Raw genomic sequence first — 19,976 nt, forward strand, 5'->3', positions numbered from 1 at the left:
GCGCCGTGGCCATGCTCCGACAGCCGGGCATCGAACCGTCGGTGCCGCGTTTCGGTACGGTGCGATTCATCGGGGCGGCACGTGATTTGCCCGCCGTCCGGCAGGCCGCGACAGCGGATCTCGATCGCGCCGGGCCGCCGCATCGTGCACGACAGCGATTGTTGACGACGCTGGAAAGGTCCAATCCAGAAGCGGTAATAGGTGCCGCGAATATGGCCGATTATTCTCCCGTTCGCAGTAATGGCGTCCGTCCACGAATACTGTCGGACTGCTTACAAAATCAATGGCTCAGGGAGGCCTTTCATGAGACGCACCGTTGTCACCGGTTGTATCGGCGCCGCTTTCACGATGTCAGCATCGTGCGCGTTCGCGCAGAGTTCGGTTACGTTGTATGGCCTCGTCGATACGGCGATCCGTTATCAGACGAATGCCGGCCCTGACGGCAAGGACCTGATCGGAATGACGGTCGGCCCGGAAACGCACAGCCGCTGGGGCTTGCGCGGCAGCGAGGATCTCGGCGGCGGGCTGTCGGCGATCTTCCGTCTCGAGAACGGTTTCGAGCTGGGCGATGGCAAGCTGCACGTCGCGAACACGCTGTTCAGCCGGCAGGCCTACGTGGGCCTGTCGAGCGGCCGATACGGCACGCTGACGTTCGGCAACCAGTACGCGCCGCTGTACGACACGATGGGCGACGTATTCGATCCGATGACCGTCGGCGACTACTGGCAAGACAGCTGGGCGTACAACGGCATTGGCAACTACCTGACGGTGCCGAACTCGGTGAAGTACGCATTCACGTACAACGGGTTCAGCGTCGATGCGATCTACGGCTTCGGCAATCATGCCGGTGCGATGGGCCTCGACAGCACTTACGGCATCGAGCTTACCTACGCGCATGGGCCCGCGTCGATCAACGCAGGCTTCCAGCAGACCTCGGTATCGTCCGTGAACGGCAGTGCGACCAACGGCGCGAAGGTGAACTTTCTGCACGTGAGCGGCGCGTATCAGGTGACGCCCTCCGTCCGCCTGCTGGCCGGCTGGCTGCACGGCCAGGACAAGACGGGCACGACCGACTTCAACATGCAGCAGGCCGGCGCACCGGCGTTGAGCGGCGGGAGCCCGAACCGCATCGACGACACGTTCTACGTCGGCGCCAACTGGCAGGCCACCGCGCCGCTGCTGATCACGGTGGCCGGCTATTACGGCCACGCACGCAACGCGGAGCGGCTCGACGGCACGCTCGGCTCCGGGATCAACTACTCGGCGACCGTGCTGGCCGAGTATGCGCTGTCCAAGCATACGGAGGTCTACGGCACGGTCGATTTCTCGCGCGGCAACGGTGCGTTCGCGGCCGACTATCCGGGTGCCACCAACCGGCTCACGGGCAAGGTCGACCAGATCGGCAGGACCAACAATGTCGGGGCTGCCGTCGGCCTGCGCCAGATGTTCTGACGGCACTGCGCACCGCGCGGCGAGCGTTTCTGCAGCAAGATTCAGAACCGCACGACCTGCTTCTGCTCGACGTTGAAGCCGTCGCGCAGCACGCTCGCCGAATCCGCGAAGTAGCGGCGGGTTTCCGCTAGCAGGTCGGTGTTGCCGCGCCGGCAGAACACGACCCCCGATCCTTCCTCGGTCAGCAGTTCGTCGATCAGCGATTCGGGTTGCCCGATATCGGCGAGATGGACGTTCTGCACGCCGTGCGCGAGCGCATCGAGCGCGTCCCGCACGCAAGGCGCTGCGGTTGCGGCCGGATGCTCGGCCAGCCATTGCTCGAGTTCCGTGATGCCATAGAGCCCGGCGAGCTCACCGAGTTCGCGCAGCAGCGTGCCGTCGACCATCATCACCAGCGTCACGGCGCCCGTGCGCTGCGCGAAGAGGCTGCCGAGCCGTTCCGCGCGCAGCAGGTGATCACGGCCTGCGTCGTCCGGGGCGACCGGCATCACGACGGGCACGAGCCCGTTCTCGAGAAGCGCGGTCAGCGCTGTGCCGTCGAAGCGGGCGACCGCGCTCGTGTCTGTGCGGTCGGAACGGGCGCTCGCTACCAGCAGGCCGCCGTCGTGGCCGTCTATGCCGATCGCCTTGGCGCCGTGACTGCCGATCAGGCGCACCAGTTCATGATTGACGCCCGCCATCGCCGCATGAACGGCGTGGATCGATTGCGTACCGGATGCGGCCGGCACACCCTGGACGACGATCGGTCGAACGCCGGTGAGCGCGAGCAGCGCGACATCCTGCGCGAAGGCGTGGCGAGCGTGCGCGTCGCTCGCGGTGCCGCCGTCTACGATGACGACGGTCTGCCCGTGCAGGGCCTGCATGAACGGCAGCGAGCGCGCCAGGCCGGCCACGCGATGCGACGTAAGGGTGGAGCTTTCAGGGTCTGGGAACATGGGAATCCGGATGGATGAAGGGAGTGCCTGACGCCGCACGGTGCGGCGTCAATGCATGCGTTGCATGAGCCGGTGAATCTCGTCGGGCGTCAGCGCGTCGCGCGACGCTTGCCGGAACGGGCGGTCGCTGAAACACCGTGCCGCGTCGGCGAGCAGTTCGAGGTGCGCGCGATCGTCCGCTTTCGGCAAGGCGAGCACGATGAATTCGCGCACGGGCTTACGGTCCGGCGCGTTGAACGCGAACGGGTACAGTGCGCGCACGAACAGCGCGACGGCCGAGCCGAGCCCATCGATGCGCGCATGCGGAATCGCGACGCCCTGGCCGAGGCCGGTCGAGCCCAGCTGTTCGCGCCTGATCAGTTCGGTCCTGATGCGCTCCGCCGGCACTCCGCTGCCGCGCTCGATGTATCGCGCGGCGAGGTCGAACAACTGGGTCGCGCTTTCGACCGGCACGTCGAGCAGGATGTTGTCCGGCGGGCACGCGTCGGCCAGCCGGATCGCGGCAGGCGTGGCGACGCGGCGGCGGGGAAGGTCGGGGTGACCGCCGATGGCGGCCTGCTGCGTTTGCATGCGGATCTCTCCGTGTCGGGATGACAGGGAAATCCTAGACAAAAGCGCGTAAAGACGGTGTCAGAGACGCGGGGGCGCCGCATTAAAATTTCGTATCGATTGCGCTGGCGCCCGCCGCGTGTCCGACAAGGACATCGTCAGGTACCCGACAGCACGAACGGCAACGTCGTCAGCAGGAACACCGAAATGCCGACGACGGGCGCGCCGAACGCGATCGCCGCAAATGCCACCGCGACGCTCGTCAGCACCAGCGTCCTCGAGCGCACGCGGTGGCGGCCGAGTGCCGTTGCGCGATCGTCGCGGGCGGCATCGGGTCGTGTGCCGATCACGTGTTTCCAGAACGTCAGGCCAAGCATGATTGCTCCTTGATGAAAGGCGACCGGAAAGGCGCGCGCTGCGCGCGTCAGCAACGCTTGAGTTTCAGCACGCGCGAGATCTGCCCGGGCGTGAAGCCGCTGTTGCGCACGTAGGGTGCGCAGTCGAGCGGTGCGGTGAGCGATTCGCTGACGACGTACCGGCCGACGAAGCGGTATGCGTCGGTTGCCATGCGGATGAACACCGGAATCGCATCGCGTTGCGCGGCGAGCGTCCTGCCGGCCGCGCGCGCGGATGCACTGCCGTCGCAGAGGATCACGTCGGGTGCGTGCGGGTTGAGGTCCGTGCGCAGGCACGCGGCCACGACCTTGCCGTTCTTCGTCGGCAGGAATGCCTGTTTGCTCCCGCCGCACGCGGTATGGATGAATTCGCGGGTGTACTGCTTGTCGATCTCGAACATGATCGGGCTCCGGTATCGGGAAATTCAGTGGGTTAAATCAGGGATGCGAAGCAAGGCGACTGGATCGACATGCCGGATGCGGGCATGCCAGTCGATCGTTGCCTGAGGGGGCGGATCGATGGCGCGACGTTGCAAGGGATGTTCCGCGGGAACACGCTTGCCCGCACGACGCGCGATCAACGCATCGACGTCGTGTTCAAGCGTGCACGGGAATGACTACGGCGCGCACCGTCCGCCTGCTGGCAGGACGGTGGCTCGGGAAAAGAGAGACGCAGGCGTCCTGCCTGTCAGGCAGAAAAGCAACTCGGAGGGCGAGGACTTCGGATGCGCATGTACGTACTCGGTGATGGATCGATTGCGAACACATTCTAGTGAACGCATGCGCGGGCGCAAGTAAAAAGGTCGTAAAGGTTGCGTGGCCGGTGCGGGATCGCGCCGTGAACTACGTGCACTGCCAGAGATGCGCGCTGGTGCGGCACGGCGCGCACCAGAACGTGTAGTTCGCGCCGCCGCTGCCCCACAGCCATTCGCCGCCGTCCGTTTGCGGAAAGTGGGAGTCGAGTTGCATGACGAATGACATCTTGCGGCCGCAATCCGGACAGTCGGGATACCACGCCGACTGTACCCACGACGGTGCGCCGCCGACACGGCTCAGGTTCTGCCTGTCGTTCGATTCGCCCCAGTCCTGCCGCGTCCAGCGTGCCGGCGCGGCGAAGAGTGCAACGTCTGCTTCCACGAACGCGGCCGCCGGATACTCGGGCTGGATCGCGATGTCGCGTTGCTGGGACGGGTGCGCGCAGGCGTTGCCGGCGTCGTCGTGCCGGTGGAACAGCGGGCCGTCGCTCTCCCAGCCGACGCACGACAGGCAGGTGTCGAACGATACGGGCGTCGCGCTGTCGATGCCGGCTGCCGCGGGTTGCGGTAGCATCAGCAGCCGATGCAGCGGCTCGTGACACAGGCCGCATCGATGCGGCGACACGCCGCCGAAGCGCGCGCCCGATCGATGCGAATCGCGTGCGTGCCAGGTCGGGTGATGCGCGTCAATCTCGCGTTTCCACTTCGGCATCTCGCGGAGCCTCGGCGCACGCAGCGTCGGGCCGAAGTCGATGTGCAGCGGCGACTCGCCATGCAGCGCGCGCAACGTGTCGTGTTCCTGCGCATAGCCGGCAGACATGAGCCAGTTGGCGCACTTGCCCGGATCGTCGGAAAACAGCCACGCCGCCGCGTCGCGAACGGCCGCGGGGTGTCGCGAATGAAGCAGCGCGATGGCGCGTTCGCGCGCCGCGTCGTCGCCGGAGGGGGTCTCGGCAAGCCGGCCGCGCCATGCATCGACCGTCGCCGGATCGAGCATCCGCCACGCGTTTTCCTCGTAGTACACGCGCGGCGACCGCTTCGTGGTGGCGATGTCGAGGAACACGTCCCAGTGATCGGAAAATACCTGCGGCGTCTGCATCACCACGCTCGACAACACGCTCGCGAGCCGCTCGTTCCACGCGCCGTTGCGGACGTCTTGCCACGCTTCGGCCGCAGTCTTCGCGAAAGCGAGGTCGTCCATCAGGTCGAGTGCGGCATCGAGGAACGTCGCATGTGGCAACGCCCGATCGAACGATGCGATCACGAGGTCGGCGAGCGCGGTCGGATTGTCGCGTCGCAGCGCCAGCATCTGCGACATCGGATCGTTGCCTCTCCAGCCGAGGCGTTCGTAGTCGTCGAGAATGGTTTGTACGGTCGGCATGGCGTGAACGGCGGGGCGGCGGACGGGCGTTCATCTTACCCGAGCGCACCGGCGTGCCGGCACGCCGCCCGTTTTCGCCAGTCACATGAAAAAAACGCGTGACGACTTTCGTCGCCACGCGTTGCCTGCGTTTTGCTGTGCGTGCCAGTCGCGCATGCCGGCGAACCGGCACACGCGACACGCCGTCAGAAGTCGAACCCCGGCCCGCCCGCACCCGGGCCGCCCGGCGCAGCCGCCGGTGCCGCATCCTTCGGCGCTTCGAAGACGGTTGCATCGGTCGTCAGCAGCAGCCCCGCGACCGACGCCGCGTTCTGCAGCGCGGTGCGCGTGACCTTGGTCGGATCGAGCACGCCCGATTCGACGAGGTCGCCGTATTCGCCCGTCTGCGCGTTGTACCCGAAGTTGCCCGAGCCTTCGGCCACCTTCGCGACCACGACGCTCGCTTCCTCGCCCGCGTTCGTGACGATCTGGCGCAGCGGTTCCTCGAGCGCGCGCAGCACGATCTTGATGCCCGCGTTCTGATCGGCGTTCACGCCCTGCAGTTCGCGGATCGCCTGCCGCACGCGGATCAGCGCGACGCCGCCGCCCGGCACGATGCCTTCCTCGACGGCCGCGCGCGTGGCGTGCAGCGCGTCGTCGACGCGGTCCTTCTTCTCCTTCACCTCGATCTCGGTGGCCCCGCCGACCTTGATGACCGCCACGCCTCCCGCGAGCTTCGCGACCCGTTCCTGCAGTTTCTCGCGGTCGTAGTCCGACGTCGCTTCCTCGATCTGCACGCGGATCTGCTTCACGCGTGCCTCGATGTTCTTCGCATCGCCCGCGCCGTCGATCACCGTCGTGTTTTCCTTGCCGACCTCGATGCGTTTCGCCTGGCCGAGTTCCGCCAGCGTCGCCTTCTCGAGCGTCAGGCCCGTTTCCTCGGCGATCACCTGGCCGCCGGTCAGGATCGCGATGTCTTCGAGCAGCGCCTTGCGGCGGTCGCCGAAGCCCGGCGCCTTCACGGCCACCGTCTTCAGGATGCCGCGGATGTTGTTGACGACCAGCGTCGCGAGCGCTTCGCCTTCGACGTCTTCCGCGATGATCAGCAGCGGCCGGCCCGATTTCGCGACCTGTTCGAGCACCGGCAGCAGGTCGCGGATGTTCGAGATCTTCTTGTCGTGCAGCAGGATGTACGGGCTTTCGATCTCGGCGATCTGCTTGTCGGGATTGTTGATGAAATACGGCGACAGGTAGCCGCGATCGAACTGCAGCCCTTCGACGACATCGAGCTCGTCCGCGAGCGACTTGCCGTCCTCGACGGTGATCACGCCTTCCTTGCCGACGCGGTCGATCGCTTCCGCGATGCGCTGGCCGATCGATTCCTCGCCGTTCGCGGAGATCGTCGCGACCTGCGCGATTTCCTTGCTCGTGGTGGTCGGACGGCTGATCTTCTTCAGCTCGTCGACGGCCGCCGCGACGGCCTTGTCGATGCCGCGCTTCAGGTCGAGCGGATTGAGCCCGGCCGCGACGTACTTCTGGCCTTCGCGGACGATCGCCTGCGCCAGCACGGTGGCCGTCGTGGTGCCGTCGCCTGCCGCATCGCTGGTGCGCGACGCGACTTCCTTCACGAGCTGCGCGCCGATGTTCTGCAGCTTGTCCGCGAGTTCGATTTCCTTCGCGACCGACACGCCGTCCTTCGTGACGACCGGCGCGCCGAAGCTGCGTTCGAGCACGACGTTGCGGCCCTTCGGCCCGAGCGTGACCTTTACCGCGTTCGCGAGAATGTTCACGCCTTCGGTCAGCCTGGCCCGTGCGACGTCGCTGAAAATGATTTCCTTCGCTGCCATGATTGCGCTCCGTTACTGGTTGACGACTGCGACGATGTCTTCCTCGCGCAGCACGAGAAACTCGGTGCCGTCGAGCTTGACGGCCTGGCCCGCGTACTTGCCGAACAGCACGCGCTCGCCGACCTGCAGGTCGGGCACGATGCGCTGGCCGTCCGCATCCTTGCGGCCGGGGCCAACGGCGATCACTTCACCCTGGTCGGGTTTTTCCGCGGCGCTGTCGGGGATCACGATGCCCGACGCGGTGGTGGTTTCCTGGTCGAGTCGCTTCACGATCACGCGGTCGTGCAAGGGGCGTAGGCTCATAGGTTCGTCCTGTGCTGTTCTGTCGAGATTGGCTGGCACTCTTTGGAAGAGAGTGCTGACGAGTATAAAAATGCGCGGCGGCCCGATCCAATAACGGATTCGGAAATGCTTTTTCGCGAATGCGCTTTGGAGGAAAGACGAACGGGGCCGCGCGTCAGACCAGCAGCGACAGCGTTCTGAACAGCGCGAGATCCGCCTTGCGTGCCGATCGCGCATGGCGGCGGATCACGTGCAGCAGGCAGTCGATGAAGCAGCGCGCCGCGTCGCTCAGCGTGCTGCTGCGCCGCGTGACGATCCCGAGGTCGCGCGGCTCGAAAGTCTCCTTCAGCTGCAACGCGCGCATCCGTTCGCCGAACGGCGGCACCGCGGCGAGAATCGTCGGGCACCACGTGCACATGTCGGCCTGTTCGAGCATCGTCTGCAGCATCGCCGCCGACTGCGCGCGGACGATGCGCCGTTCGTCGATGTCGGCACCGTGGCGCGTGAACAGGTAGTCGACGAGCGCGGCCTGCCCGTCGGCCGCGAAATTCAGCACCCAGTCGTTCTCGAGCAGGTCATGGATCGATCGCGCGTGTTCGCGCGGATGGCCGGCGCGCACCATCACCGATGTCTCGTAGCGCAGCATCGGCTCGAACGCGAATTCCTGCGTGCCGCCCGGTTGCACGTGCCCGAGCGCGAAATCCATGCTGCCGTCACGCAACAGCGGCTGCGCGACGGCCATCAGCGCCTCGTAGAGTTCGAGGCGCACGTCGGGCATCCGCTCGCGAAAGCGCAGCACCGTTTCCGCCAGGAACGTCTTCGTGAGCCACGGCGTCACGCCGATGCTCAGCCGGCCCTCGATGCGGCCGCGCATGCGTTCGAGATCGCTCTGCGCATGTTCGAGCTGCTTCAGCACGAGCTTCGCGTGCGTGAGCAGCGTCTTGCCGTATTCCGTGAAGCCGATCCCTTCCGGCGCGCGCACGAGCAGCGGCAGGCGCTCGCCGGCCTCCAGCTCGCGCAGCGCGCGCGTGACGGCCGCCTGCGACAGCCCGAGCGTGCGCGCCGCGCCGCGGATGCTCCCGGCCTCCGCGCTCGCGACGAGCGCCTGAAGCTGATGCAGCCTGATCGTACCCATGGCGTGATACCCGACAACGAAAGGTTGTCATCATAACGAAACCGCGGCTGTTCGCCGGGATTTTCGCTGCCTACGATGCGGCCACGATCGGTCATTCGGGCGATCGGCAACCGGTGTACATCGAGGAGAATCGGGGTTGAACCACACACCAATCCAGCCGGAATTGGCGGCCATCGAGACGGAGATGATCGCGCTGCGCCGACGGCTGCACGCACATCCGGAGCTCGGCTTCGAGGAACATGCGACGAGCGACCTCGTGGCCGGCTTCCTGACAACGCGGGGTTATCGGGTGACGCGCGGGCTCGGCGGCACGGGCGTGGTCGGCACGTTGACGCGAGGCACCGGGAAGCGGCTCGGGCTGCGCGCCGACATGGACGCGCTGCCCATCCGCGAGGCGACCGGGTTGCCGCATGCGAGCCGGTGCGACGGCGTGATGCACGCATGCGGCCACGATGGCCATACGGCGATGCTGCTGGCGGCGGCGCGGTGCCTGGCCGAGCGCGCCCGCTTCACGGGCACGCTGAACCTGATCTTCCAGCCGGCCGAGGAAGGGCTCGGCGGCGCGAAGCGGATGATCGACGACGGGCTGTTCGAGCAGTTTCCGTGCGATGCGGTGTTCGCGATGCACAACGTGCCGGGCCTGCCGGCCGGCGTGCTCGGCTTTTGCGACGGCCCGGCGATGGCATCGGCCGACGAGGTGCGCGTGCGCGTGACCGGGCGCGGCGGGCATGGCGCGGCGCCGCATACGACGAACGATCCGGTGGTCGTCTGCGCGTCGATCGTGATGGCGCTGCAGACCGTCGTGTCGCGCAACGTGAACCCGCAGGACCTGGCGATCGTGACGGCCGGCTCGATCCATGCGGGCACCGCGTCGAACGTGATCCCGCCGCACGCGGATCTGGCACTGAGCGTGCGCGCACTGTCGCCGGACGTGCGCGCGCTGCTCGAACGGCGCATTCGCGAGATCGTGCACGGGCAGGCCGCGAGCTACGGCGCGACGGCCGAGATCGATTACCGCCACGACTATCCGGTGCTCGTCAATCACGCGGCGGAAACCGCCTTTGCGCGCGACGTCGCCCGCGAATGGGGCGGTGACGGCGCGCTGATCCCCCATCTGCGGCCGATCGCGGCAAGCGAGGACTTCGCGTTCATGCTGAACGCTTGCCCCGGCAGCTACCTGTCGATCGGCAACGGTGACGGCAACGGCGAAGGCGGCGCCGGATGCGGGCTGCACCATCCCGGCTACGACTTCAACGACACGTGCCTCGCCACCGGCGCGAGCTACTGGATTGCGCTGGCGGAGCGTTATCTCGCGTGACGCAACCGCATGATCTTGACTGACGATTCACACGAGGAAGGAGACTGGCAATGAAGCAGTGGAAGCAATGGAAACGGATGGCGGCGCTCACGTTGGCGCTGGCGGCGGGGGCGGCGCATGCGGGTGACTGGGCGGGCAGGGAGATTCGCCTCGCGGTCGATCCGACTTACCCGCCGCTCGAGTACAAGCTGCCCGACGGCACGCTGACGGGCTTCGGGATCGACATCACGAATGCGTTGTGTGCGGAGCTGCATGCGCGCTGCGTGTGGGTCGAATCGAGTTTCGACGGGATGATTCCGGGGCTGCTCGCGCGCAAGTTCGACGTCATCGCGTCGTCGATGACGATTACGCCTAAGCGGCAGCAGCAGATCGCCTTCACGAACCGGATCTCGAATGCGCCGGCGCGCCTCGTCGCGCGCAAGGGTTCGCCGCTGCTGCCGACGGCCGGCGCGCTGAAGGGCAAGCGTGTGGGCGTCGAGCAGGGCTCCACGCAGGCCGACTATGCGATCGCGAACTGGCAGCCGGCCGGCGCGCAGATCGTGTCGTACCCGAACCAGGACCAGGTCTATGCCGATCTCGTGACGGGCCGGCTCGACGCGGCGTTCCAGGCATCGATCGCGGCGAGCGACGGTTTCCTGAAGAAGCCGCAGGGCAAGGATTTCGCGTTCGTCGGAGCGGCGATCGACGACGTGAAGTATTTCGGGCAGGGCGACGGGCTCGGGCTGCGCAAGCAGGACAACGACCTGCGCGACGCCTTCAACCGCGCGCTCGCGACGATCCTCGCGAACGGCACGTACCAGCGGATCAACCGGAAGTATTTCGACTTCGACATCTACGGCGCGAAGTAAGCGGTGGCGCCATGCATGGCGCGGTAACGACACAATAAATAAGGATGACGGATGAACTGGAGACTGATTTTCGTCGCGATGCCGGCACTGTGCGCCGCGCCCGCGTTCGCGCAAGGCAGCGTCACGCTGTACGGCCTCGTCGATGCGGGCATCGACTACACGAACAATGTCGGCGGCCATGGCGCATGGCAGATGGCGAGCGGCTTCGCGCAGGGCAGCCGCTGGGGGCTGAAGGGCAGCGAGGACCTGGGCGGCGGCTACAGCGCGCTGTTCCAGGTCGAGAACGGCTTCAACGTGAACAACGGCACGCTCGCGCAGGGCGGCCGCATGTTCGGGCGGCAGGCGTACGTCGGCCTCGGCAGCGCGCGGTTCGGCACGCTGACGCTCGGCCGGCAATACGATGCGGTGGTCGACTATCTCGCACCGACCACCGCGAACGGCAGTTGGGGCGTCTATCCGTTCTCGCATCCGCTCGACAACGACAACACCGGCAATACGTTTCGGGTCAACAACACGGTCAAGTATGCGAGCCCGGATTTCGCCGGCTTCTCGTTCGGCGGCACGTACAGCTTCAGCAACGACACGGGCTTTGCGAACAACCGGCAGTGGAGCGTCGGCGCGCAGTACGAGCAGGGCGGGTGGCTCGTCGGCGCAGCCTTCCTGAATGCGGACAACCCGGGTGCGACGCCGAGCGGCGCGATCGCGGGCTCGGGATCGGTCGGCGCCGATGCGAACTTCGCGTCGGCGCGGCTGCGGATCTTCGGTGCGGGCATCAACTACACGGCGGGGCCCGCGACGGTCGGGTTCGCGTACACGAGCAGCAACGTCACGCGGCCGACCGCGAACGTCGGTTACCTGTTCGGCGACGAAACGATCGAGCCCGTGACCGGCCCGCTCGCAGGCGGCACGGTGACGTCGATCAAGTACCGGAACTTCGAAGTGAACGGCAAGTACCAGGTTACGCCCGCGCTGTTCGTCGGGGCGCAGTACGTGTACACGACGGTGCGCTACGACGCGACGACGGGCACTGCGAAGCCGAAGATCCATTCGCTCGGGCTGATGGCCGACTACACGCTGTCGAAGCGCACGGACGTATACCTGATGGGCGCCTGCCAGCGGATCGCGGGCGACGCGACGGGCTCGTCGCTCGACCAGGCCTATGTTCCCGGCGCGGCGGACCTGTCGTCGACCTCGAAGCAGCTGATGATTCACGCGGGGATCCGTAACAGGTTCTGACGCCGGATGCAGCGGGCGAAGCCGCCCGCTGCCCGTCACCCCGATGCGCTTACTGCGCGACGCGGATCACGACCTTGCCGAAGTGCTGCCCCGACTGCAGGTACGCATACGCCTGCGGCGCTTCGTCGAAGCCGAACACGCGATCGACCACCGGCTTGATCCGCTTCGCGTCGACGAGGCGCACGACGTCGTCGAGCATCGCGCGGCTGCCGACCATGATCCCCTGCAGCCGCCGGATCCCGCCGATCAGCGACAGCAGCCCGAGCTCGGGGCCGCCGAAGCTGCTGAGGCCGCCGATCACCGACACGGTGCCGCCCATCTTCGTCGCGGCGACCGAGCGCGGCAGCGTATCCTTGCCGCCGACTTCGACGACCAGATCCGCACCCGCGCCGCCGGTGAGCCGCAGCACGTCGTGTTGCCATTCGGGCGTGGCGCGATAGTTGATGGTTGCGTCCGCACCGAGCGCGCGGGCGCGTTCGAGCTTCGCGTCGCTCGACGACGTGACGATGGTGCGCAGCCCCGCGGCATGCGCGAGCTGCAGCGCGACGACCGACACGCCGCCCGTGCCGAGCAGCACGACGGTCGCGCCGGGCCCCAGGCCGCCGTCGGCGAACAGCGCGTTCCATGCGGTGATGCCCGCGCACGACAGCGTCGCCGCCTCGTCGTAGTCCAGATGCGCGGGAATCGCGACCAGCGCCGCTTCGTCGGACACGAAGTGCTCGGCCAGCACGCCGTCGAAATGCGAGCCGGGCGATCCCGAGGTTTTCTGCGGCGTCGGCGGCCCTTCGATCCAGCTCGGGAAGTAGGTGTTGATCACGCGATCGCCGGGCTTGAAGCGCGTGACGTCGCGGCCCGTTTCGATGACTTCGCCGGCGCCGTCGGCAACCGGAATCAGCGCTTCGTTGCCGATGCCGAGATAGTCGCCGCGCGCGAACATCAGGTCGCGATAGTTCAGGCCGGCCGAATGGATCTTCACGACGACGTCGGTCGGCCCGACCGCGCGGCGTGTCGCGTCGATGCGCCGAAGCCCGGCCACACCGTCGCCCGGTTTTACTTGCCATGCGTGCATGTCGACTCCTTTTTCGAGATAGTGCGGACTATCATAGTGTTGCGCGCAGGGACGCATTGACGATAATTCGGCCGACGACTGTCGCCTGCATGGACACAAACCTGTTACCCAACCGGAGCGAAATGGCATGGACGAGCGGCTCAGAGGGGTTGCCGAATTTGTCGACGTGGTGGATTCGGGCAGCTTCGCGGCGGCCGCGCTGCGGCTCGGCGTCACGCGCTCGGCGGTCGCGAAGGTCGTCGCGCGGCTCGAACGCCGTCTCGGCACCCGGCTGCTGCAGCGCACGACACGCCAGCTCGGCCTGACCGACGAGGGGCTCGTCTATTACGAACAGTGCCGGCGGCTGCTCGCCGAACTCGGCGAGACGGAGGCCGCGCTCGACGCGGGCCAGCGCGAGCCGGCGGGGCGGCTGCGCATCAGCGTGCCCGTGCTGTTCGGCCGGCAATGCGTGGCGCCCCTCATGCGGCGCCTCGTGGAGCGCCATCCGCGGCTCGAAATCGACGTGTCGTTCAGCGATCGCGTGGCCGACCTCGTCAACGACGGCTTCGACATCGCGGTGCGCATCGGCGAGCTCGCCGATACGAGCGCGCTCGTCGGCCGCAAGCTCGGCGTGCAGCGCATGGGCATCTGCGCATCGCCCGCGTATCTCGAACGTCATGGCCGGCCGGCGGGGCTCGACGAACTCGCATCGCACGTCGGCATCGCGTATTCGCGCGGCGGGCAGCCGACGCCGTGGCCGATAGTCGGCGCGAACGGCGCGGTGCACGACCATCGTCCGGCCGGGCGCCTGCGGCTCGACGACCTGCAGGCCATTGCGGATGCGGCCGCCGCCGGCGCGGGCCTCGCGTGGCTCCCCTGCTGGCTGATGGCGCCTTACCTGCGCGACGGCCGCCTCGCGCTCGTGCTGGACAGCAACAGCGTGTCGGGCGCCGAAGTGTTCGCGGTGCGGCCGGCATCACGCCACGTGCCGTCGAAGGTGCGTGTCGTCATCGATGCGCTCGTCGACGAGATACCGAAGATGCTCGCGTCGGATGGGTGAGGCGTACGCGGTCGGCCATGCGGTCGCCGCAACATCTCAACTCGACGCACCACGCGGATTGCAGTCCACCGAATACTCCGCATGCTCGCCGTTGACGTGCAGAACCAGCGTCGCCTTGCAGATATCGCTCGAATCGACGCTCAGCCGAAGCGTCGCGAGCGGCTGATCCTCGCCGCCCGCGAGCCGCGATTCGCCGGAGCGCGTCAGCGAGGCCGAACCCGCGCCGCCGGTGCGGGTGATGCGCAGGCTGTACGACACGTCGACCGGTGCGGCCGCGCGCACGTGCGGCACGATATTCACGCCGCCGGCGCTGGCGGCGATGTCGAAATAGGCGCTGAGATCGTGAATGCCAACCATGATCGTCCCCTGTCGAATGAAAAAAAGGCCGAACGGGCATCCGTCCGGCCTTTCCGTTACGCCGGCGGCGCTTAGTGCTGCTTGACCGAAACGGTGTTGTTGAAGCCGTTCTGGTTGATGCTCGCGTAGTTGGCGTTGCCTTGTTGCACCAGCGTGGCGTTGTTGTTGTAGCCGGTCTGCGTCACGTAGCCCAGGTTACCCGTGCCGGACACTTGCGACGCGTTGATGACGTTGAAGCCGCCGGCCTGCGAAAGGCTCAGCACGTCGTCCGCACCCGTCTGCGACGCATTGGCGTAGTTGCCGATGTCGAGCGTCTGGTTCACCGTCGTCAGCGACCCCGATGCCGCCGATTGCGCCACGTACGCCTGGTTGTTCGCCGAGCTCTGCGTGATGGATGCCGTCGAGCCTGCCGAACTGGTTTGCGTGATCGTTGCCAGGTTGTTCGCGGCGGTTTGCGTGATGGTCGCGCTGTTGCCGAAGCCGAACTGCTGCGAGATCGCCGCGGTGTTCTGGGCGGCCGACTGGTTGATCGTCGCGGCGTCGCCGAACTCGAGCGTCTGGTTGACCATGGCGTTGTTGCCGTCCGCCGTCTGCGTGATCGAGGTGGTATTGCTGCTCGCCAGGATCTGGTTGACCGTCGCGGTGCTGCCGGCCACGCCACCCGATTGCGAAATCGTCGTCAGGTTGGCGCCGCCGAACCACGAATTCACGTTGGCGGTTGCGGTGCCGCTCTGGTTCGTCGTGACATTGTCGCCACCTTCCGCGAACTGCGTCACGTTGGCGTTGGTCGCGCCGCCCGTTTGCGTGATCGACGTCGTGTTCGCGCCGCCCCAGGAGGTCTGGACAGACGCGGTGCCGTTGTTGCCGGTCTGCGTGATGCCGACGGTGTTGCCGATGGTGTCCGTCTGCGTCACGCTCGCGTTGTTGCCGATCGCCGTCTGGCTCGGCGTGCCCTGGTTGATCGTCACGGTGTTCCAGCCGCCGCCCTGCTGCGAGATCGACGCGGTGTCGATGTAGCTGTGCTGGTTGATCGTGTTGACGTCGTATTGCGGGCCGCCCGTGTACGCCGACGTCGTCTGCGTGATGGTCGCCGAGAAATCGCCGCCGCCGGATTGCGTCACGTAGTTCTTCTCGTGCGACGAGCCCGTTTGCGACACGTTCACGCTCGAGTACGGCTGCGCCCACCAGGAGTTCTGGTTGATCACGGTCGTATCGTCGGTACCACCCTGGGTCGTCACGTTGGCGACGAACCCGTAGCGGGGATCGTTGCCGTACGCCGACTGGCTAATCGCCACCGAATCCCCGGTCGTCGCCGTCTGTTCGACGGTTGCCGAGTTGTAGTTGCCGGTTTGCCCGATGCTCACGGTGTTACCCGATGAATCGGCCTGTGCGGCGGCCGATGCGAGCATCAGCACGGCGATTGCGATTGCAGACTTGGTCACCTTCATTTGTTGCTCCTGATTCGAAAGAAAATTTGCCGGAAAAGTCGGTCTTTGCCGGCACCCCCGCCATTCGAGGACGCTCTCACGCCTCACCCCTCTGCACTTCAAGCACAGCACCTGCGACCTGCGTAACCGTTACCGCGTCAGCACCGTGGCGCGCGCACCGTGGCCGGTCTGAATCACCTGGATGCCGGTGTTCGAGCCGCCTTGCACGATGTTCACCGCGTTGTTGCTGCCGTTCTGCGTGACGCGCGCCGACAGCGACGTGCCGACCTGCGTCGAATCGACCGAATTGCCGGCGCCGTTCTGCTGCACCTGCAACGTGTTGCCGTTGCCGCGCTGCGTCGCCTTCAACGTGTTGCCGAAGCCGGCCTGCGAAGCCGCGACCCAGTTCTGCGCACCGGTCTGCCGCGCGACGATCGAGTTGCCGTCGCCGGCCTGCCGGATCAGCGCACCGTTGTGGCCCGCCTGGTCCAGCGACGCGCCGTTGCCGCCGCCGTCCTGCCGGACCGCGACGATGTTGCCGCTGTAGTCGAATGCAGGTTCGGGCGGGCCGAGATCGCTGAGCGGCACGGGTGCGCCCGACGCGGCCTGCATGGCCGCCGCTGCCGCCGCGGTCGCGAGCACCCGCCGCATCACGCGGGCACGCCCGTTCCGCTCACGCTGTCGATTCATCATGTTTTCTCCGCTGGCCGGCCTGATGCCGGTTAATGAGTGGACGCGCCAGGACGATCGATCTTCTGCGGGTCGTACGCGGTGTTGGCGTCCTCCATGTCCTGTGCGTATTGCCGGTCTTCCTGCAGATACCGCTGCATCGTCGGGTCGTACCAGTCCTGGTCGTTCTTCAGCGCCCAGGTCTGGTTCGCGACACCCTGGACGATCAGGTGCGTGAGCGCCGATTCGATCGCTTCGTTGACGCAGATCTGCGCGGGTTCATTGCGGGTCAACCCGACTTCCGCCTGCAGCAGGTCCTTGAAGCCGACGAAGCGATAGACGCCCGTGTCGACCTGATACGAGTAGACGGTCTTGGTCGTCGAGACGCTGTTGAGCACCTGGCCCGTGCGGATGTCGATCGCGCGCAGGTTGACGGTGACCTGGTCGACCCGGTATTGCATCGATCCGCTGATGCCGAGGTAGGCGACACCGGCCCCGCCGGTCCGGACGTTCGTGTCGTAGCCGACGATGCCGCCTTCGAGCACGATGTTTGCCGGCATGAGCGGCGCCATCGCATCGTTCTGCGCCTTCTTCGCATCCGCGCCGTCGGTGGCGCGCATGATCTTGCGTTCGGTCAGGAGGTCCTGCAGGTTTTCGCGTTCCACCGGCGTGAACCAGCCGGAGTCGCGCATCGCCTTGACCAGGAACGACGCGCCGCCCTGCGTGACCTGCGACGAAAACGAGCTGTCCGGCGACGCCTTGTACTGCCCGGTCAGGTCGCGAAAGCCGTAGACGGCCGCGACGATCTTGCCCTTCGGCGGCGGGAGATGCGTGAGGTCGCGCGTGGTGCGCGTCGGCGGTGTCAGCGTGGCATTGCTCAGCGCGGGCATCGGCCGCGTGACGCAGCCGGCCAGCGACAGCAGCAGCGCTGCAATCGTTGCGATCCGTGTCATCCCCGTGTCGAAGCGTGCCCGTTCAGCGTTTTTTCTCATGATTCGCCCAGTCGTTTTTTTCGATTCATTGGCCGTTGCTGACGATGAAGGTCGACGTCGCGCCCGTCGTCTTGTCGGTGGTCGTCACTTGCAGGTTGCCGTTGCCGGCCGCACTCACGACGATCGTGAAATTGCCCGTGCTGATCGTTCCCGGCTTGAGGTCGCCGTTGGTGCCGACGATCGAGTTCGTCACCGAGCTGGCGACGCGCGACAGGATCGCCTGCTGCAGCTGCGCATTGAACTGGTCGAGGGACGACGTGGAAGTCGGCGACGAATACGCGGACAGCGACGGATCCGTGTGCTTGTTCTGCGCATTCGCCTCGTTGAGCAGGTTGGGGCCATTTGCCGGGTTGCCGCCGAAGTTCGGGTTGTTCGGCTGATAAACCAGTGTCGACGACCATGTGCAAGGCGAAACCGCGGTCATCGCGACCAGGGCGATCAAGCTCAATCCGTTTCGATTCATTTCTCCTAACCCCTTGTTTTCGATTAATCGACTAAATCTCGTCTTTCGCCAGATCCGAATCGGGGAACAGCAAATTCGACAGATCGTCCTGAATGACGGTTTGAAAGGAAATATTGGCGGCGCTTTCGGCCACGGCCTTGACATTGGCCCGCGCAATCGGCAGGAAGGTCTGGAATACGCGCTTCTGCTGGAACTCGACCCAGATCAGGCTGCCGTAACGCCCGGACGGGCGTTCGTGAATGGCGACCATGTAGCGCTCGCTCAGCGGGATTTCCGACCACGTCTGCGAGAAGTAGGTATAGAAATCGCGGCCGGCGAGCGTCACGGCATCGGTGGTCACCGTGCCGCCGAGCTGATCTTCCGGAAGGGCGTGGCGGGCGGCCGCCCGTGCGCCGGCCGCCGCGGCGCCCGCCGCCGGCTGCGCAACGGCCGGGCCCGCGCCGGGCGCGGGCTTCGGTGCTTCGAGAACCCGCTCGGCGTTCAGCAGCGTCGAAGGCGGCGCGATCGGATGTCCGCCGTTCGCCGCGGCGGAAGGCGGCGCGACGACGGTGTCCTGGGCCTGCGCGCGTGCCGTCGCGACCAGCGACAGGCACGTCACGGCCCCCCAGGCAAATCGCCTGCTTGCGCTCGATTCCATTTCCCCGACCCCGGATTCATTTGTACGAAATATGGCGGCGCCCGATTTTCGGGTTATTCGTTCCTGGTCGAACGCGGCACATGGTGGGGGGAGTCAGCAAGAGGCATGCCTGTCGCTGTTTCAAACGGAATTTATTTTAAAGTCGTTATTCGTCTAATTTTTATGATGTACATTTCATTCGCGTAAAACGTTTGCGGATGTGATATCTCATTAACAATCTTTCTTTTTCATTCGGCGTATTGCGATTAAATCAGACGATAAATCGTGCCAATCGTGATTTGGAAATTCCTTACGCAGCTGATGCGCGGTAAACGTAACGTGTTGCTACGGACACGCTCGTAACGACACGACGTAACGTCCGTTACGCACGTAGAATCGTCCGACCAAAGCGCAGGTTCCGGATCTCCACTCCGGCAACCTCTCTCCACGCTCTTCACGTGAACGGACTTCGGGAGCACGCATGTCATCTCGCACCTATCTCGTCACCGGCGCAACGCGCGGCATCGGCCTCGCGGTCAGTACCTTGCTCGCACGGCACGGTCATCACGTCATCGGCCTCGCGCGAAATGTGCAGGGCATCGACTTTCCCGGCGAATTGCGCGCGTGCGATCTCGCCGACATCGAACAGACGGCCGCAACGCTTGCCCGTATCGGCGAGCAGCACGTTGTCGACGGTATCGTGAACAACGCGGGCATCGTGATGCCGCAACCGCTCGGGCAGATCGACTTCCGGTCGCTGCAGACCGTGTTCGATCTCAACGTGCGGGCCGCGATCCAGGTCACGCAGCACTTTGCGGACGCGATGAAGGCGCGCGGCCACGGGCGCATCGTCAACATCTGCAGCCGGGCGATTTTCGGCAGTCTCGATCGCACCGCGTATTCCGCCGCGAAGAGCGCGCTCGTCGGCTGCACGCGCACGTGGGCGCTCGAACTGGCCGAACATGGCGTGACCGTCAACGCGGTGGCGCCGGGGCCGATCGAGACGGAACTGTTCCGGCTGACGCGGCCCGTCGGCAGCGAAGCCGAACGCAAGGTGCTCGCGACGATTCCCGCGCGCCGGCTCGGCACGCCCGACGACGTGGCGGCCGCGATCGCGTTCTTCCTGTCGGACGAGGCCGGCTTCGTCACGGGGCAGGTGCTGGCCGTGGACGGCGGCGGCAGCCTCGGCGGGCGCAGCTGAAGTACGACGCACAGTCGCGCAGCCGAGCCGT

22 protein-coding genes are annotated in these 19,976 nt (G+C 66.2%); 7 read left to right on the plus strand and 15 right to left on the minus strand.

Translation table 11 applies throughout. The features are described 5' to 3' along the window. The first annotated feature begins 303 nt into the window (after window positions 1–303). Complete coding sequence (locus AB3K92_RS10405) at window positions 304–1,452, plus strand: porin (protein WP_124922550.1); 1,149 nt, start codon at window positions 304–306, stop codon at window positions 1,450–1,452. 41 nt (window positions 1,453–1,493) lie between these two features. Here AB3K92_RS10405 and AB3K92_RS10410 read toward each other — a convergent pair whose 3' ends face one another. The 4 genes from AB3K92_RS10410 to AB3K92_RS10425 all read right to left on the minus strand — a co-directional run bounded on the left by AB3K92_RS10410 (window position 1,494) and on the right by AB3K92_RS10425 (window position 3,732). Continuing rightward, on the minus strand, window positions 1,494–2,387 hold the full coding sequence (locus AB3K92_RS10410) for an acetylglutamate kinase (RefSeq protein WP_124922551.1): 894 nt from the start codon (window positions 2,385–2,387) through the stop codon (window positions 1,494–1,496). Window positions 2,388–2,435: 48 nt separating this feature from the next. Then, complete coding sequence (locus tag AB3K92_RS10415) at window positions 2,436–2,957, minus strand: PTS sugar transporter subunit IIA (RefSeq protein WP_124922552.1); 522 nt, start codon at window positions 2,955–2,957, stop codon at window positions 2,436–2,438. A gap of 137 nt (window positions 2,958–3,094) precedes the next feature. Continuing rightward, complete coding sequence (locus AB3K92_RS10420) at window positions 3,095–3,313, minus strand: hypothetical protein (protein ID WP_369464968.1); 219 nt, start codon at window positions 3,311–3,313, stop codon at window positions 3,095–3,097. 47 nt (window positions 3,314–3,360) lie between these two features. Further along, window positions 3,361–3,732, minus strand: coding sequence for a DUF6697 family protein (locus tag AB3K92_RS10425; RefSeq protein ID WP_021156747.1), 372 nt, complete (start codon window positions 3,730–3,732; stop codon window positions 3,361–3,363). Window positions 3,733–3,816: 84 nt separating this feature from the next. On the opposite strand from AB3K92_RS10425, the gene AB3K92_RS10430 reads away from it, so the two are divergent. Continuing rightward, the gene (locus AB3K92_RS10430) at window positions 3,817–3,948 is read left to right on the plus strand and encodes a hypothetical protein (protein WP_257250325.1); all 132 of its coding nucleotides are present in this window, start codon (window positions 3,817–3,819) and stop codon (window positions 3,946–3,948) included. Between the two features lie 226 nt (window positions 3,949–4,174). Here the strand turns inward: AB3K92_RS10430 and AB3K92_RS10435 are convergent, their stop codons facing one another. The 4 genes from AB3K92_RS10435 to AB3K92_RS10450 form a co-directional block, all read right to left on the minus strand. After that, window positions 4,175–5,467, minus strand: coding sequence for a hypothetical protein (locus AB3K92_RS10435; protein ID WP_369464969.1), 1,293 nt, complete (start codon window positions 5,465–5,467; stop codon window positions 4,175–4,177). 185 nt (window positions 5,468–5,652) lie between these two features. Then, complete coding sequence (groL, locus tag AB3K92_RS10440; protein ID WP_021156751.1) at window positions 5,653–7,293, minus strand: chaperonin GroEL; 1,641 nt, start codon at window positions 7,291–7,293, stop codon at window positions 5,653–5,655. A gap of 12 nt (window positions 7,294–7,305) precedes the next feature. Further along, entirely contained in the window at window positions 7,306–7,596 is a 291-nt protein-coding gene (groES, locus tag AB3K92_RS10445) for a co-chaperone GroES (protein WP_027790739.1), read from the minus strand. 154 nt (window positions 7,597–7,750) lie between these two features. Next, entirely contained in the window at window positions 7,751–8,710 is a 960-nt protein-coding gene (locus AB3K92_RS10450) for a LysR substrate-binding domain-containing protein (RefSeq protein WP_059653926.1), read from the minus strand. 184 nt (window positions 8,711–8,894) lie between these two features. Between AB3K92_RS10450 and AB3K92_RS10455 the strand changes: the two genes are divergently transcribed. From AB3K92_RS10455 to AB3K92_RS10465, 3 genes are read left to right on the plus strand one after another with little or no spacing between them, the layout of a single operon-like run. Next, window positions 8,895–10,028 (plus strand): M20 aminoacylase family protein, encoded by a 1,134-nt coding sequence (locus AB3K92_RS10455; protein ID WP_369465776.1) that lies wholly within the window; start codon window positions 8,895–8,897, stop codon window positions 10,026–10,028. 50 nt (window positions 10,029–10,078) lie between these two features. Then, entirely contained in the window at window positions 10,079–10,876 is a 798-nt protein-coding gene (locus AB3K92_RS10460; protein ID WP_059494531.1) for an ABC transporter substrate-binding protein, read from the plus strand. Between the two features lie 51 nt (window positions 10,877–10,927). Further along, window positions 10,928–12,112 (plus strand): porin, encoded by a 1,185-nt coding sequence (locus AB3K92_RS10465; RefSeq protein ID WP_369464970.1) that lies wholly within the window; start codon window positions 10,928–10,930, stop codon window positions 12,110–12,112. A 49-nt stretch (window positions 12,113–12,161) separates the two neighbouring features. Here AB3K92_RS10465 and AB3K92_RS10470 read toward each other — a convergent pair whose 3' ends face one another. Further along, window positions 12,162–13,181, minus strand: a complete 1,020-nt coding sequence (locus tag AB3K92_RS10470; RefSeq protein WP_059494536.1) for an NAD(P)-dependent alcohol dehydrogenase — start codon at window positions 13,179–13,181, stop codon at window positions 12,162–12,164. 127 nt (window positions 13,182–13,308) lie between these two features. Between AB3K92_RS10470 and AB3K92_RS10475 the strand changes: the two genes are divergently transcribed. Then, on the plus strand, window positions 13,309–14,220 hold the full coding sequence (locus AB3K92_RS10475; protein ID WP_048021706.1) for a LysR family transcriptional regulator: 912 nt from the start codon (window positions 13,309–13,311) through the stop codon (window positions 14,218–14,220). Window positions 14,221–14,256: 36 nt separating this feature from the next. Here the strand turns inward: AB3K92_RS10475 and csgH are convergent, their stop codons facing one another. From csgH to AB3K92_RS10505, 6 genes are all read right to left on the minus strand, one after another. Further along, complete coding sequence (gene csgH / locus AB3K92_RS10480) at window positions 14,257–14,577, minus strand: curli-like amyloid fiber formation chaperone CsgH (RefSeq protein ID WP_059494537.1); 321 nt, start codon at window positions 14,575–14,577, stop codon at window positions 14,257–14,259. Window positions 14,578–14,648: 71 nt separating this feature from the next. Further along, entirely contained in the window at window positions 14,649–16,025 is a 1,377-nt protein-coding gene (locus AB3K92_RS10485; protein WP_124922623.1) for a hypothetical protein, read from the minus strand. Window positions 16,026–16,154: 129 nt separating this feature from the next. Then, complete coding sequence (locus AB3K92_RS10490) at window positions 16,155–16,697, minus strand: hypothetical protein (RefSeq protein WP_369464971.1); 543 nt, start codon at window positions 16,695–16,697, stop codon at window positions 16,155–16,157. A 29-nt stretch (window positions 16,698–16,726) separates the two neighbouring features. Beyond that, window positions 16,727–17,626 carry a CsgG/HfaB family protein gene (locus tag AB3K92_RS10495; RefSeq protein ID WP_042976486.1) on the minus strand — a complete coding sequence of 300 codons (900 nt, stop codon included), beginning with the start codon at window positions 17,624–17,626 and terminating at the stop codon, window positions 16,727–16,729. Between the two features lie 64 nt (window positions 17,627–17,690). After that, the gene (locus AB3K92_RS10500; RefSeq protein WP_225723295.1) at window positions 17,691–18,113 is read right to left on the minus strand and encodes a curli assembly protein CsgF; all 423 of its coding nucleotides are present in this window, start codon (window positions 18,111–18,113) and stop codon (window positions 17,691–17,693) included. Between the two features lie 46 nt (window positions 18,114–18,159). Beyond that, window positions 18,160–18,765, minus strand: coding sequence for a CsgE family curli-type amyloid fiber assembly protein (locus tag AB3K92_RS10505; RefSeq protein ID WP_369464972.1), 606 nt, complete (start codon window positions 18,763–18,765; stop codon window positions 18,160–18,162). A 460-nt stretch (window positions 18,766–19,225) separates the two neighbouring features. Here AB3K92_RS10505 and AB3K92_RS10510 point away from each other — a divergent pair, with 460 nt between their 5' ends. Continuing rightward, the gene (locus tag AB3K92_RS10510) at window positions 19,226–19,945 is read left to right on the plus strand and encodes an SDR family oxidoreductase (protein ID WP_021161665.1); all 720 of its coding nucleotides are present in this window, start codon (window positions 19,226–19,228) and stop codon (window positions 19,943–19,945) included. Window positions 19,946–19,976: the final 31 nt, after the last annotated feature.

Origin of the sequence: Burkholderia sp. Bmkn7, from assembly GCF_041103175.1 — a bacterium.
Classification (GTDB): domain Bacteria; phylum Pseudomonadota; class Gammaproteobacteria; order Burkholderiales; family Burkholderiaceae; genus Burkholderia; species Burkholderia cepacia.

Coding starts and splice junctions, on each gene's coding strand:
- csgH (WP_059494537.1), bottom strand. CDS start 14,577: ATGGTTGGCATTCACGATCTCAGCGCCTATTTCGACATCGCCGCCAGC.
- AB3K92_RS10405 (WP_124922550.1), top strand. CDS start 304: ATGAGACGCACCGTTGTCACCGGTTGTATCGGCGCCGCTTTCACGATG.
- AB3K92_RS10475 (WP_048021706.1), top strand. CDS start 13,309: ATGGACGAGCGGCTCAGAGGGGTTGCCGAATTTGTCGACGTGGTGGAT.
- AB3K92_RS10460 (WP_059494531.1), top strand. CDS start 10,079: ATGAAGCAGTGGAAGCAATGGAAACGGATGGCGGCGCTCACGTTGGCG.
- AB3K92_RS10450 (WP_059653926.1), bottom strand. CDS start 8,710: ATGGGTACGATCAGGCTGCATCAGCTTCAGGCGCTCGTCGCGAGCGCG.
- AB3K92_RS10465 (WP_369464970.1), top strand. CDS start 10,928: ATGAACTGGAGACTGATTTTCGTCGCGATGCCGGCACTGTGCGCCGCG.
- AB3K92_RS10435 (WP_369464969.1), bottom strand. CDS start 5,467: ATGCCGACCGTACAAACCATTCTCGACGACTACGAACGCCTCGGCTGG.
- AB3K92_RS10510 (WP_021161665.1), top strand. CDS start 19,226: ATGTCATCTCGCACCTATCTCGTCACCGGCGCAACGCGCGGCATCGGC.
- AB3K92_RS10470 (WP_059494536.1), bottom strand. CDS start 13,181: ATGCACGCATGGCAAGTAAAACCGGGCGACGGTGTGGCCGGGCTTCGG.
- AB3K92_RS10490 (WP_369464971.1), bottom strand. CDS start 16,697: ATGATGAATCGACAGCGTGAGCGGAACGGGCGTGCCCGCGTGATGCGG.
- AB3K92_RS10415 (WP_124922552.1), bottom strand. CDS start 2,957: ATGCAAACGCAGCAGGCCGCCATCGGCGGTCACCCCGACCTTCCCCGC.
- AB3K92_RS10485 (WP_124922623.1), bottom strand. CDS start 16,025: ATGAAGGTGACCAAGTCTGCAATCGCAATCGCCGTGCTGATGCTCGCA.
- AB3K92_RS10420 (WP_369464968.1), bottom strand. CDS start 3,313: ATGCTTGGCCTGACGTTCTGGAAACACGTGATCGGCACACGACCCGAT.
- AB3K92_RS10495 (WP_042976486.1), bottom strand. CDS start 17,626: ATGACACGGATCGCAACGATTGCAGCGCTGCTGCTGTCGCTGGCCGGC.
- AB3K92_RS10410 (WP_124922551.1), bottom strand. CDS start 2,387: ATGTTCCCAGACCCTGAAAGCTCCACCCTTACGTCGCATCGCGTGGCC.
- AB3K92_RS10505 (WP_369464972.1), bottom strand. CDS start 18,765: ATGGAATCGAGCGCAAGCAGGCGATTTGCCTGGGGGGCCGTGACGTGC.
- groL (WP_021156751.1), bottom strand. CDS start 7,293: ATGGCAGCGAAGGAAATCATTTTCAGCGACGTCGCACGGGCCAGGCTG.
- AB3K92_RS10425 (WP_021156747.1), bottom strand. CDS start 3,732: ATGTTCGAGATCGACAAGCAGTACACCCGCGAATTCATCCATACCGCG.
- AB3K92_RS10455 (WP_369465776.1), top strand. CDS start 8,895: ATGATCGCGCTGCGCCGACGGCTGCACGCACATCCGGAGCTCGGCTTC.
- AB3K92_RS10430 (WP_257250325.1), top strand. CDS start 3,817: ATGCCAGTCGATCGTTGCCTGAGGGGGCGGATCGATGGCGCGACGTTG.
- groES (WP_027790739.1), bottom strand. CDS start 7,596: ATGAGCCTACGCCCCTTGCACGACCGCGTGATCGTGAAGCGACTCGAC.